The sequence below is a fragment of the Flavobacterium sp. UBA5153 genome, from assembly GCA_002413745.1.
GTDB lineage: Bacteria > Bacteroidota > Bacteroidia > Flavobacteriales > Flavobacteriaceae > Flavobacterium.
Window position 1 is genome coordinate 1 of sequence record DHXP01000058.1, and the last position, 13,288, is coordinate 13,288.

The following is a 13,288-nucleotide window of genomic DNA, read 5'->3' on the forward strand; positions in this document are numbered from 1 at the left end:
TTAAAAAGATATACCCATTTTTATTGACTCGCCAATTTAATTAACTCTATTTTTTTATTTTCCCCTTTAACATTGTGAATGAATGGGCAGGAAAACTATAGGTAACTTTTTGTCTTTGTGTACTTATTGCTGCCTTTTCGGTAGTGGTGACTTTCTCAGAATTGAAGTCATTTTGCGCTTTAATGTCAGAACCGTTAACTTCAAAGGCACTTAAGTTTCCGTTAAAACTTCCTTCTTGAAGAATAATGTCAGTAGTAATCGCCTTATCTTTATGGCGGTTGACAACAGCAATTGTCACCTCATCTCCATTTAAAGCCACGGATACATCCAAATAAGGAACTTTGCTTTGTTGTGTGGTTTGTTCACCAACTCCAATATTAAATTTCTCTGTATCATAAGTTTCACATTCCACAAATGCGTCAAGTGACGTTCCATGCATATTTTTAGCAAACAACTGAAGAGGAAAATAAATGGTTTGTTTAAACATTCCTGTTTCATTGGTGAATATTGGACCAATTACATTGACTAATTGAGCCATATTAGCCATTTTTACAACGTCGGCGTTACGCACAAATCCATTCAAGAACCCAGCAACCACCAATGCATCCTCAAGGTTATATTTTTCTTCCAATGCTCTTTCCCCTTTTGAGGAAGCGCCTCTTCTTGCCCGATACCACACATTATATTCGTCCCAAGCAATGTATATCGGATCTCTGCCGCCGCGGTCAGAATCTGCCATTTCTCTATTTATCAGACCTTTTATCAGTTTGGTACGTTGCTCCATCACAAGGGGCGTTGACATGAAATTGTAATAGTTGTCATCTGGATTTCCTACATACATGTGTATCGCCAAATAATCCACTACATTTTTCAACTCTTTCAAAACTGTGGCGTTCCATTCGTTAGGGTCTGCACCCGGACGATAATTAGACGACCCTGCGGCAATGAGCTTGATGCTTGGATCCGTCAATTTCATGAGTTTTGCGGCCTCCCTTGCTTTTTTACTGTAGTCCTCTGCACTTAAATGACCCATTTGCCAAAACCCATCCATTTCATTACCCAGGCTCCAATATTTGATATTGTAAGGTTCCGCAAATCCATGTTTTTCTCTCAATTTCGAATAGTATGAATTGCCTTTTACATTGGCATATTCTACCCATCGTTGGGCTTCTTCAATGGTACCTGTTCCCATATTCACCGAAAAATAAGGCTCCGTACCTAGTTTTTTGGCAAAATTCATAAATTCGTTTGTTCCAAATTGATTGGTTTCCAGCCTCGACCAGGCCAGTTCCATTCTCGGTATGCGGTTTGGGCCAACGCCATCCTCCCAGTGGTAGTTAGAAACAAAATTACCGCCAGGATATCTTGTGATTGCCACGCCAAGATCCTTGGCCGCCTTTAACACATCTTTCCTGAAACCGTCTTTGTCAGACAAAGGGGATTTGGGATCATAAATACCGCCATAGACACATCTGCCAAGATGTTCCACAAAGTTTCCATATATCAGGGGACTAATTTCCCCGATGGTTCTATCCGTATCAATTTTGATTTTGGCGTTTTGTGCCGAAACATCCGAGAGTGCTAAAACTATCACAATAGATGTTATAAGTCTTCTGGTTATTTTCATATTAGATTATGTTTTGTGGGTTAAATTCTTTTCTTTTTTTCAACTTCTATAATCGCAAAAAATTATAAGTGTGAAATTTACATTTAGTAAATATATCTAAATAAAAACAATATTCCCTAATTTTTCATCAAAATTTTCAAACCCCTATTTTGCATTAAAACAGAAGCTATTTTGTTATTGAAATGTGGAGGGAGTTCCTATATGAAACCAAGAAACATCACCTTTTTAACTTATTTACAATGTTAAAGGTGAAGTTTTGACAGTGGTGGAAAAAATAATTTTTAAATTTTAAAAAACGAACGGAAATCCCTCCCAAACGCAGAAACGATAATGAAACAATTAAAACCTGCTCCCTTGCAAGCCCATAAAGTTTACAAAAAGCAAAAAGTTATTTTGGTGACTTGTAGTAGATTTTTTATATATTTGAGAAAAATAAAGTCTGACGTTTGTCAGACCAATATATAAGTTAGCCATGATTACAAAAAACCGCAAATAAAACAACCCTTATTTAAACAAAAGAATATGTTTGTAAATCAATTCAAACAACACATTTCAAAATTTTCAACTTCACCATTTTTATTTATTAGGTCAGGTTTTTTAAGGAAATATTTAGGACTCCCAACATGGGAATTATTGCTTATGGAAATATGTGAAGATTTAAAATTAAATAAGCCATATAATTTTTATAAATCAAATGCGGACTCCAAACTTCCAAGAGTTGCATCTATAATTGGCAAAGATTTTAATGAAGTTTGGTGGAGCAGTCCAGATTTTGAAGAAAGTAGAAATCAATTTGAAGCACTTGCTGAAACAAAATTTCTTCTTTGAAATTTGAAGTCGCAAAAAAGATTAACTCAAAAATTGAATTAGTGCAAAATGAAATAATTGATAAAGAATTAAAACTGCTAAAAAAGATTAATCTTGATTTGGTGATGACGGACATTAATATGCCGATAATGGATGGCTATGAAGCCACGCGAAAAATTTGCCAATTCAATAAAGAGTTGATTATTCTTGCCCAAACAGCAAATGGCCTCTCTGAAGACAGGGAAAAAGCAATTGCCTCCGGATGTACTGATTATATTGCAAAACCTATAAAAATAGACTTATTAAAAAGTCTAATACAAAAGTATTTTAATAACTAAATTGATGTCACAAAACAATAAATTATATAAGTTAACAAGTATAAAATTTAATAATATGCAGAACTTCAAATTTTCTTTAAATAGAATAATTTTATTTTTATTATTCTCTATGTCAGCAGTTGCTCAGAGTACCTTGCCCGAAGTTACAATTTCAGATGGCTGGCAATTGCAGGATATCGCAAAAGTTTCGGATAATGGCGAAAAAATATCCAAAATTGATTACCAAACTAATAATTGGTATAAAGCCACAGTACCGGGTACTGTTTTAACTAGTTTGGTTAACAACAACGTTTATCCAGAACCTTTATACGGTGAAAACAATCGTCCGGATAAGATTTCGGAGTATTTATGCAGAACCAATTATTGGTACAATACAAAATTCATGATTCCTAAAAGTTATGATGGGAAAAAAATATGGTTGAATTTTGATGGTATTAACTATGAAGCTAATGTTTGGATTAACGGTAAAAAAGTGGGTCAAATAAAAGGCGCTTTTGCAAGGGGTATTTTTGATATTACGTCTTTTGTTGAAGCTGGTAAAGAAGCTGCTGTTGCCGTTTTAATTACTCCCCAGCCAAATCCGGGTATTTCTCATGAGCATACTATTGCAACTGGCATGGGGAAAAATGGTCTGTATACTTCTTACGATGGACCAACTTTTCTTTGCTCCATTGGATGGGATTGGATTCCTGCAATTAGAGACAGGAATTCTGGAATTTGGCAAAAAGTATTTTTATCTGCAACAGATGCTGTTAAAATAAAAGACCCTTTTGTTGTTACGGACTTAAATTTGCCAGACACCTCTAAAGCAGCCGTAAAAATCGAATCAACTATTGAAAATCTGACCAATAAAGTTCAAAATGGAATTCTTAAAGGAAGTATTGGAAATATTTCATTTCAACAAAATGTTACTATTGCCCCAAATACATCGTCTATTATTACTTTTAATCCTGAGAATTTTAAACAACTAAATCTTAAAAACCCTAGACTTTGGTGGCCTAATGGATATGGTAAACAAAATCTTTACAGACTTAAATTGAGTTTTGAGTTAGACGGAAAAGTTTCTGATTCTCACGAACTTAATTTTGGGGTCCGTGAATATTCCTATTCTGTTCCAAATTCAGAATTTCTTACAGTTTCTGTAAACGGAGTTCCTGTTATTTGTAAAGGTGGTAACTGGGGAATGGATGAGGCAATGAAGAGAGTAACACCTGAAAGATTGGAAGCGCAAATAAAAATGCACCAATTGGCTAATTATACCATGATTAGAAACTGGGTAGGACAAAGCACCAACGAATTGCTTTATGAACTTTGTGATAAATATGGATTAATGATTTGGGATGAATTTTTCCAAGCGAATCCAAGCGACGGTCCAAATCCTGCAGATATTAATTTGTATTTATATAATGTGAAGGAAAAAATTCTTCGTTACAGAAATCATCCAAGTATTGCGGTTTGGTGTGCCAGAAATGAGGGCTTTCCTCCAAAACAAATAGATGATTCATTGAAAGTAATGATGGCAAAATTGGAACCAAGTCGGTTGTATCAGGCAAGTTCCACAGATGGGAAAGGCGTAAGATCGCATGGGCCCTATTCATGGAGAAAACCTGGAGAGTTCTATACTATTGAGGAAGCTTTCAAAACAGAAAGTGGTACAATGTCTATTCCAACATTAGAATCCATACACGGAATGATGCCTCAAAAAGATTGGGAAGTAATAAACGATGATTGGGCGGAACATGATTTTACAAAAGGGGCACAAAAAGGGGATCTCTTTCCTCAAATAATTAACGAAAGATATGGTAAAATCAAAAACCTTGCAGATTTTGTAAGAAAATCACAGTTGGCTAATTATGAGTCTTATAGGTCAATGTATGAGGGGCGTTTTGCCAAACTTTTCAATCCTGTTACAGGTATCCTTACATGGATGAGCCATCCTGCTCAGCCAAGCTTTGTTTGGCAATTGTACCATTATGATTTAGAGCCCAACGCTTCACTGTTTGCGGTTAGAAAAGCGTGCGAGCCAATTCATATTCAGTATAATGAAAAAGTTGGAAATATCCAAATTATTAATGCAACACCTACAGCTCTAACAAAGGCAAAAGTATATGCAGCTATATATAACCTTGATGGAAAATTGATCCAACAATCAGATTCTATGATTGATGCGCTTGAAAGCAGAGCCACTGATTTGCCAGTATTACAAATACCGGATGGTCTTACTTCAGTTTATTTTATCAAGTTAAAATTATTCGATAAAAAAGGAAAATTAATATCTGATAATTTTTACTGGAAAGGATTGTCCTCCCAGCCAGATAACATGCAAGCATTAGATACAATGCCTGTTGTTACCCTTAATGCAACAGCTGTAAAAAGAATTGAAGGAGCAAATTGTTATATTGATTTAACGTTAAGTAATTCATCTGAAAAACCTGCTATAATGACTCATATACAGTTAAGAAAAAACAAATCCAATACAAGAGTATTGCCTGTTTATTATACTGATAATTATGTAAGCCTTTTAGGTGGTGAATCGAAGAAAATAACGATAGAAGCATCATTGAAGGATTTAAATGGTGAGGATCCTTTGGTCTTATTAGATGGACTTAATGTTTCCGTAAAACCGTTAATTTCTGAGGAAGTGTCTGTAAAACTCAATGAGGAAGCACAGGTTAGTTTTTGGCCGGAAACTGGCTTGCCATTTAGTCCCTTTTTTATAGAAGATAAAAAATAGAGTTTATTCATCGTATTTAGATTTAAAAAAACAACCGAAAAACCCTCCCAAAAGCTCATCCCAGATTGAAACAGCAGTGCAGCAATTGAATCCTGCTCCCGCGCAAGCACATAAAGTTTACAAAAAGCAAAAAGTTATTTTGATAATTTGTAGTATATTTTTTATATATTTTAGAGAAATAAAGACCAGCGTTTGTCAGACCAAGCCACACGAATATGGCTGGATTGTGATGATTTTGGCAGACATATATCCAAGTTGGCAGAAAGCTTAAAAAACGGACGAAAAATAAAGTGAAACGAAAAATGTTTGATTTTGTGAATAATCAGAAAGGAAAAACGGAAATTCACGATTGATTTGTGTTAAATATTTTATATTTAGCGTGATTATAGAATATAGATATAACCAAGAACCTGTCATGATTCATTGACGATCAAAAAAAATTAAATAAAATATCAAACAACCATTATACATCCAAACCATGAAAAGAATTATAAATTTACTGATAGTCTCCTCCTTAATGACGTTAAGTTGCCATTCGCAAGGATATTTTAAGAAAGACAAGTTAATCGAAACCGGCGTGTATTATTATCCTGAGGCATGGGATAGCTCGCAGTGGGACAGGGATTTTCAAAATATGGCTGAAATGGGTTTTGAATTTACCCATTTTGCAGAGTTTGCTTGGGCAATGCTCGAGCCTACCGAAGGTCAATATGATTTTAAGTGGCTTGATAAATCCATTGAATTGGCTGCCAAACACGGGCTTAAAGTCATTTTATGTACACCATCCGCTACGCCTCCTGTATGGCTTACAAAGAAATATCCCGAGGTATTGGTCGTGAAAGAAAATGGACAAAAGGCAATGCACGGTACCCGCGAACATTATTCATGGTCAAGCAAAAAATATAGGGAACTGACAGAAAAAATTGTAACCGAAATGGCCAAACGGTATGGCAATGATAAACGTGTATGGGGCTGGCAAATTGACAACGAACCCTCACACTATGGAACCGTAGATTATGGTCCAGAAGTATCATTAAAATTCAGAGAATGGTTACAAAAAAAATACGGAACTATACAAGTACTTAATACTGCATGGGGTACAGCTTTCTGGAGCGGAACCTATTCAGGTTTCGAACAAATTGAAATACCCAATCCGTCACTGCTTATCTCAGGAACGGCAAGTCCACACTCAGTTTTGGATTTCAAGAGGTTTTCGGCCGATGAATGTGCTTCTTTTGTTAGTCTGCAATACAAAACGCTAAAAAACATTATACAAAAAAGCCAATTTGTCACCAGCAACTTTATGCATGGCCATTGGGATGTTGATGTATGGCGTAATGCCGATCTTGATTTTGTAAGCTATACCATGTATCCTGTAGCCGGCTACACAAAAGGCATAGGCAATCAGGGTTTCCGTTTGGGCGACCCATGGCGCATTTCTTTTGCCAATGACATGTTCCGCTCCATCAAAGGAACAACAGGCGTAATGGAATTACAGCCAGGTCAGGTTAACTGGGGATCGTATAACCCTCAACCCTATCCCGGTGCCGTTAGGGCATGGCTTTGGAACGCTTTCGCAGGCGACCTGAGTTTTGTTTGTTCCTATCGCTACAGACAACCCCTGTTTGGCGGCGAACAATACCATTATGGAATGGTTGGCACCGATGGCGTTACACCTTCCTCAGGTGGTTTAGAATATAGTCAGTTTATGTCTGAAATAAAAGTTTTACGCAAACTTTACAATCCATCTGCAATTGCACCTGCCGAGTATTCAGATCGAAAAGCTGCCATCTTGTATAATATCGATAATCTATGGAATACCGATGGTCAGAAGCAAACCAATCAATGGAGTTATGAGAAACACTTGACAAAATATTACAATGCTTTGACCTCGCTTACTATTCCAATCGATTTTACTTCTGAAGAGCGGGATTTCTCGAAATATAAAGTTTTGCTTTTGCCCGCATATCAACTTGTTGATGATTCGTTAATTTTAAAACTAACGAAATATGTAAATGAGGGCGGCAATTTGGTTTTAACTGCCCGGACAGGTCAAAAGGACCGAAATGGCAAACTGTTTCAGGATAAATGGGCGGCAAAGATTTGGCCACTTATTGGAGCCAAAGTTAAAATGTATGATGTATTACCCGACGATATTTATGCAGAAGTATTGATGAACAATGAAAAATACCTTTGGAATAATTGGGCAGACATTCTCGAAAGTGATCCAAAAACAGAAGTTTGGGCTAGTTATAACGACCAGTTTTATAAAGGAGCTGCTGCAGTAATAAACCGAAAATTAGGGAAAGGCTCCGTAACTTACATAGGCGCAGATTCAGACGATGGCCGCCTTGAAAAAGAGGTGCTTTCCAGACTTTACAATTCAATAGGTATTACCACAGAGCCTTTACCGGAAGGAGTGGTTAAGGTTTGGCGCAGTGGTTTCTGGATTGCGATTAATTATAGCAGCCAACCAGTAAAGATTGAAATTCCTGCAAATGCGACCATTATTATTGGTGAAAATTCAACACTTCAACCGGCCGATGTGCTCGTTTGGAAAGATTAGCTGAAATTTCGAATAGATTTATTTACATTGTTGTCCGATAAAAAAAGTTAAACCTTGTCACATATCAATAAATATAGTCCCTACGGGACATTTATAGATGGTGGGGCTTAATTCTTTTTCTCCATTGCAAGCACCTAAGGTTTATAAAAAGTAAAAAGTTGTTTTGATGACTTGTAGTATATTTTTTATATATTTAAGAGAAATAAAGAGGGAAGTTTATCAGATATAATATATACAAGTCAGCAGTAACTTGAACAAATAAAATTTAATTAATAACAAATAAAAAAATGAAAGCACTTGTATTTAATGGCGATCACAATATCGCTCTGGAAGAAAAACCGATGCCAAAAATTTTAAAACCTACAGATGCTATCGTTAAGGTTTTAAAAACAACGATCTGCGGGACTGACTTAGGAATATACAAAGGTAAAAATCCTGAAATAGCCAAAGGAAGAATTTTAGGACATGAAGGCATTGGAATTATTGAAGAGGTTGGCGAAAGCGTAACTCAGTACAAAAAAGGAGACAAAGTAATCATCTCCTGCATCACCTCTTGTGGATCTTGCGAGTATTGCAAAAAACAATTATACTCTCATTGCAAAGATGGCGGCTGGATATTGGGTTATATGATAGATGGAGTTCAAGCAGAATATGTCCGTATTCCCCATGCCGATAACAGCTTATTTAAAATTCCTGCAACAATTGATGACGAAGTTGCTGTTCTGCTAAGTGACATTCTGCCAACAGGTCACGAAATAGGTGTGCAATACGGAAACGTAAAACCAGGCGACACGATTGCTATTGTTGGCGCCGGTCCTGTCGGCATGTCCGTGTTATTAACTTCACAATTCTATTCTCCCTCAATAATTATTGCGATTGATACGGATGAAAATAGATTAAAACTGGCTAAAGAATTAGGAGCTACACATACCATTAATCCTGCTGCCGAAAATGTTATTGATGCTATTAAGAAAATTTCAGAAGAAGGCGTAGATGTTGCTATTGAGGCTGTTGGAATTCCGGCAACTTGGAATATTTGTCAGGAAATAGTAAAACCAGGAGGACATCTTGCAAATGTAGGGGTACATGGTGTAAAAGTTGATTTTGAAATACAAAAATTGTGGATTAAAAACCTTACTATTACCACCGGATTAGTAAACACTAATACCACACCAATGCTAATTAAAGCAGTATCAGCAAATAAATTTGACTTAAAAAAAATGATTACGCATCGCTTTCCTCTTTCTGAAATTGAAAAAGCATATCAAGTATTTTTGAATGGCTCTAAAGAAAAAGCTATGAAAATTATTATCAATACCTAACAGAAATATAATTAAAATTCATTCTATGCCTATTAAAATATAAAACAAACTACTGCTAACACAGTATCTAAAAATAGCAGATTAAGTACAGGCTTGACGACTGGTCTTTTTCTGCTATTTTTATTTTAAAACCGAAAGTTAAGCATCCATAAACCTGCTGCTTTTTTAATACCAACCGTTATGGTTTTCATCGCTCTTTTGTAGCCCATGTACCACTCACACCCATCAAGTACATATAAAGCAAAAAAATCCGCTTCACGGGGGATTTAATTTTTTAAAAAACAAGAAGATTAAACCTCTAGAACGCTGTTCTCTGTACCTGCAAAATCGTTCCAACGGTAGCCATCAGCTTGTGGCTCGTTTACGAAATTACCGTCAATGACATATTTAAACTCGTAAGAAGCCTCTTTCTGCAAATCAAAAACGCCTTTGAATGTACCGTTTTTTAATTTTGATAATTCGCCTTATTTTTGATCCCAATTATTGAAATCCCCAACAACTGAAGCCGTATCGGCTTCTTTTGCTTCTACAGAAAATGTAACTTTACAAACTGGTTTCGTTTTTACAAATTGTTTTTTAACTGACATAACTGTTTCATTTTTAGAATTATGAAACAAAGAAAACAAATTCATTTGGACATTCAATACAAAGGATGAAGTTTTAAGACTATGGCAAAAACTTCCTTAATTTTTAAGTGTATTCCTAATTTATATTATCTAAAATTTTAAATCCCGAAACAGAAAATGTTTTCTTGTCAAATAATACCGCATCATAATAGTGACTTTTCAAAATAAATTTTATCTTTATACACTAAATTTCTCTTAATGGAAAAAGAACAACATGAGCAATATGAATATGCCAGAAAAAGATTAAACCAAAAAAAAGAACTCTATTTTCATTTTGTTTTATTCCTCCTTGGAAGTTTATTTTTAGCCATTGCCAATCATTTTTTAGTTTTTGGATACGATTCAAATTGGTCCATTTGGGTAATAACAGTTTGGTTTTTCCTGTTTATTCTCCATTTCATAAAGATATATATTACTGATCGCTTTATGAATAAAAACTGGGAAAGAGAACAAATCGATCGGCTTGTTGCCCAACAACAAAAAAAAATAGCCCAATTGCAGACACAGGCAGACGAAGATTCCTCCATCAAACCTCAATAGAAAATGATAATCATGATTGCGGCAGTAGCCGAAAATAATGCGCTAGGAAAAAACAACGATTTACTTTGGCATTTGCCCAATGATTTCAGGCGTTTCAAGGAAGTTACCTCTGGCCATCATATCATAATGGGAAGAAAAACCTTTGAAAGTTTTCCGAAACCCTTACCCAACAGGACTCATGTAATTATTAGTCGACAAGAAAACTTCGAGCCTGAGGGATGCATTGTTGTTCAAGATTTAGAAAAAGCCATAGCCATTTGTCCAGCAGACAAAAACATATTTATTATAGGTGGTGGTGAAATTTACAAACAATATATCCATTTGGCCGATCAGCTTGATATTACCCGGGTTCATAATTCGTTTGAAGCCGATGTTTATTTTCCGGAAATAGACCCAAGCATTTGGGAATTATCCGCGGAGACATTTCATCCAAAAGACGAAAAACACCTTTTCGATTTTACTTTTCAAACATTTGTTCGAAAAAAATAAAATCCATTATCCAAAAATCTAATTTACCTTTGCCCCAAATTTTAGAAAATGTCAAAAAACATAACACCCTATAAAAATTCAACATTAAGCAAGAAGGAACAAGTGGCACAAATGTTCGACACCATTTCCGGAAATTACGACCATCTTAACCGAGTTATTTCTTTCGGCATAGATGTAAAATGGCGCAAAAAAGTGTTGGGAATTGTTGCCAAATCCAACCCAAAAACAATTCTGGACATCGCGACCGGAACGGGTGATTTAGCTATTTTGATGGCACAAACTAATGCCAAAAAAATTATTGGATTGGACATTTCGGCCGGAATGCTCGAAGTGGGAAAAAGAAAAATTATCGAAAAAAACTTGTCCAATACCATAGAAATGGTTTTGGCCGATTCAGAAAATATGCCTTTCGAGGACAACTATTTTGATGCTATCACGGTGGCTTTTGGAGTTAGAAATTTTGAGAATTTGGAAAAAGGATTGACGGAAATCTTAAGAGTATTGAAACCAAATGGAGTATTTGTGATTCTTGAAACTTCAGTGCCTGAAAAAACGCCCTACAAACAAGGCTATACTTTTTACAGTGAAAACATACTGCCAATTATAGGAAAATTATTCTCGAAAGACGATGTTGCCTATGGTTATTTATCCGAATCGGCAGCTGCTTTCCCTTATGGCGAAGCATTGAACAATATTTTGAAAAAAATTGGGTTTATAGATGTAGTTGCAATGCCGCAAACATTTGGCGTGGCTACAATTTATTCGGCATCCAAAAAATAACATGAAAAAAACTGTTGTCTTAATTTTATTCGCCTTGGCCATAAAGGGACACGCTCAATTTACTAAAAGCATGTTTAGTAAAGATCCTATTATCAATCTGGAAAATTTTCAAAAACAAAAACTTTATTTTGGTTTTTATTTGGGGTTTAATTCATACGATTTCAAAATAGATTACAAAACCGTTGGTCCGGACATACTCGTAAAAAAAACCACGGGTTTCAATGTGGGACTTGTCGCTGATTTGAAGCTTCAAGAATATATAAGTTTACGTTTTGAACCCGGTCTGTACTACACAAAAAGGGATTTATATTACCCAACAAGTTATTTCCCAACAGAACCCACGCTTACGGATAAACTTAGAGAAGTAAACAGCACTTATCTCCACTTTCCCTTATTAGTGAAATTTTCCTCTCTAAGGACAGGAAATATTCGTCCCTATTTGTTAGGCGGTGTATCGGCAACATTGAATTTGTCGAGCAATTCAAAATCGCAAGACGATAATTTACAGAATCGATTTAGGGTAAAACCATGGACTACAAATTATGAATTTGGTTTTGGCGTCGATCTTTTTTCGGAATACTTCATATTTTCCCCTTCCATAAGAGGCGTTTTTGGGATTAATGATGAGTTAATTCGCGATAAAGACCCCAACAGTCCTTGGACAAGCAATATCGAATCACTAAAAACCAGGGCAGTTTTTATCAATTTTACTTTTCACTAAAGAACTAAAAATTGTTTCTTCTAAACTCGCTTAGAACAATAGCCGTGGCAGTTGCCACATTAAGGCTTTCCGTTTTTTGAAGATTTCCAAAACGAGGAATCGCAAGCTTGTTTTTAGTTAATTTTTCAAGTTCTGGAGAAATTCCATTGGCTTCATTTCCCATAATAATAATCCCTTCTTGAGGCAATATGGATTTATAAATGTTCTTTCCATCCATAAAAGTACCAAAAACGGGTAATTTGGTCTGGGCAATAAAAGAAGCCAAATCAATATAGTTTACGTTGACCCTGGCAATGGAACCCATTGTGGCCTGAACCACTTTTGGATTGTAAATATCAACCGTCTCCTTTGAACATAGTAACTGGTCAATGCCAAACCAGTCGCACAATCGCAAAATCGTCCCCAGATTTCCTGGATCACGGATAGAATCAAGGGCAAGAATTAATCCCGTTTCGATGATTTTTTTCTCGACCGGGATTTTAAAAACCGCCAAACACGTATTTGGTGTTGCCAATGCGCTGATTTTTTTTAAATCATTTTCGTGAATTAGTGTTTTCTTGTCATTCGGGACATCCTCAAAATCGTCTTGGGTCGTATACAAATGAACCAATTCAAAATTTGATTCCACCAATTCTTGAATTACCTTTATGCCTTCGGCAAAAAACAATTGATGGGCAAATCGATATTTTTTTTGCTGTAAACCCGTTATAAGTTTTATTTGGTTTTTACTAACCATAA

11 protein-coding genes and 1 pseudogene are annotated in these 13,288 nt (G+C 35.7%); 9 read left to right on the forward strand and 3 right to left on the reverse strand.

The genetic code is table 11. The features are described 5' to 3' along the window. Positions 1-46 precede the first annotated feature (46 nt). Entirely contained in the window at positions 47-1,627 is a 1,581-nt protein-coding gene (locus tag B2145_RS11265; RefSeq protein ID WP_291102258.1) for an alpha-N-arabinofuranosidase, read from the reverse strand. A 522-nt stretch (positions 1,628-2,149) separates the two neighbouring features. Between B2145_RS11265 and B2145_RS11270 the strand changes: the two genes are divergently transcribed. From B2145_RS11270 to B2145_RS11290, 5 genes are all read left to right on the forward strand, one after another. Beyond that, a complete protein-coding gene (locus B2145_RS11270; protein WP_291102260.1) occupies positions 2,150-2,455 on the forward strand; it encodes a hypothetical protein in 306 nt (101 codons plus the stop codon). Next, positions 2,452-2,772 (forward strand): response regulator, encoded by a 321-nt coding sequence (locus B2145_RS11275; RefSeq protein ID WP_291102262.1) that lies wholly within the window; start codon positions 2,452-2,454, stop codon positions 2,770-2,772. The genes B2145_RS11270 and B2145_RS11275 overlap by 4 nt, the downstream gene beginning before the upstream one ends. A gap of 55 nt (positions 2,773-2,827) precedes the next feature. Further along, positions 2,828-5,506, forward strand: a complete 2,679-nt coding sequence (locus B2145_RS11280; RefSeq protein WP_291102263.1) for a glycoside hydrolase family 2 protein — start codon at positions 2,828-2,830, stop codon at positions 5,504-5,506. Positions 5,507-5,984: 478 nt separating this feature from the next. Further along, positions 5,985-8,072, forward strand: a complete 2,088-nt coding sequence (locus B2145_RS11285; RefSeq protein WP_291102265.1) for a beta-galactosidase — start codon at positions 5,985-5,987, stop codon at positions 8,070-8,072. A 287-nt stretch (positions 8,073-8,359) separates the two neighbouring features. Continuing rightward, the gene (locus B2145_RS11290) at positions 8,360-9,394 is read left to right on the forward strand and encodes a zinc-dependent alcohol dehydrogenase family protein (protein WP_291102267.1); all 1,035 of its coding nucleotides are present in this window, start codon (positions 8,360-8,362) and stop codon (positions 9,392-9,394) included. 290 nt (positions 9,395-9,684) lie between these two features. Here the strand turns inward: B2145_RS11290 and B2145_RS11295 are convergent. Then, positions 9,685-9,981: pseudogene (locus B2145_RS11295) on the reverse strand (isoamylase early set domain-containing protein). Positions 9,982-10,218: 237 nt separating this feature from the next. Between B2145_RS11295 and B2145_RS11300 the strand changes: the two are divergent. The 4 genes from B2145_RS11300 to B2145_RS11315 are packed head-to-tail and all read left to right on the forward strand — an operon-like array spanning position 10,219 to position 12,550. Further along, complete coding sequence (locus B2145_RS11300) at positions 10,219-10,560, forward strand: 2TM domain-containing protein (RefSeq protein ID WP_291102268.1); 342 nt, start codon at positions 10,219-10,221, stop codon at positions 10,558-10,560. A gap of 3 nt (positions 10,561-10,563) precedes the next feature. After that, positions 10,564-11,049, forward strand: a complete 486-nt coding sequence (locus B2145_RS11305; protein WP_291102270.1) for a dihydrofolate reductase — start codon at positions 10,564-10,566, stop codon at positions 11,047-11,049. A 48-nt stretch (positions 11,050-11,097) separates the two neighbouring features. Further along, positions 11,098-11,829 carry a bifunctional demethylmenaquinone methyltransferase/2-methoxy-6-polyprenyl-1,4-benzoquinol methylase UbiE gene (ubiE, locus tag B2145_RS11310; protein WP_291102272.1) on the forward strand — a complete coding sequence of 244 codons (732 nt, stop codon included), beginning with the start codon at positions 11,098-11,100 and terminating at the stop codon, positions 11,827-11,829. A 1-nt stretch (position 11,830) separates the two neighbouring features. Further along, positions 11,831-12,550: a porin family protein gene (locus tag B2145_RS11315; RefSeq protein WP_291102274.1), complete on the forward strand. Its 720-nt coding sequence runs from the start codon at positions 11,831-11,833 to the stop codon at positions 12,548-12,550. Between the two features lie 4 nt (positions 12,551-12,554). On the opposite strand, the gene B2145_RS11320 is transcribed toward B2145_RS11315, so the two are convergent. Then, positions 12,555-13,286 (reverse strand): TrmH family RNA methyltransferase, encoded by a 732-nt coding sequence (locus B2145_RS11320; protein ID WP_291102275.1) that lies wholly within the window; start codon positions 13,284-13,286, stop codon positions 12,555-12,557. Positions 13,287-13,288 lie beyond the last annotated feature (2 nt).

Coding starts and splice junctions, on each gene's coding strand:
- B2145_RS11265 (WP_291102258.1), bottom strand. CDS start 1,627: ATGAAAATAACCAGAAGACTTATAACATCTATTGTGATAGTTTTAGCA.
- B2145_RS11270 (WP_291102260.1), top strand. CDS start 2,150: ATGTTTGTAAATCAATTCAAACAACACATTTCAAAATTTTCAACTTCA.
- B2145_RS11280 (WP_291102263.1), top strand. CDS start 2,828: ATGCAGAACTTCAAATTTTCTTTAAATAGAATAATTTTATTTTTATTA.
- B2145_RS11285 (WP_291102265.1), top strand. CDS start 5,985: ATGAAAAGAATTATAAATTTACTGATAGTCTCCTCCTTAATGACGTTA.
- B2145_RS11290 (WP_291102267.1), top strand. CDS start 8,360: ATGAAAGCACTTGTATTTAATGGCGATCACAATATCGCTCTGGAAGAA.
- B2145_RS11300 (WP_291102268.1), top strand. CDS start 10,219: ATGGAAAAAGAACAACATGAGCAATATGAATATGCCAGAAAAAGATTA.
- B2145_RS11305 (WP_291102270.1), top strand. CDS start 10,564: ATGATAATCATGATTGCGGCAGTAGCCGAAAATAATGCGCTAGGAAAA.
- ubiE (WP_291102272.1), top strand. CDS start 11,098: ATGTCAAAAAACATAACACCCTATAAAAATTCAACATTAAGCAAGAAG.
- B2145_RS11315 (WP_291102274.1), top strand. CDS start 11,831: ATGAAAAAAACTGTTGTCTTAATTTTATTCGCCTTGGCCATAAAGGGA.
- B2145_RS11320 (WP_291102275.1), bottom strand. CDS start 13,286: ATGGTTAGTAAAAACCAAATAAAACTTATAACGGGTTTACAGCAAAAA.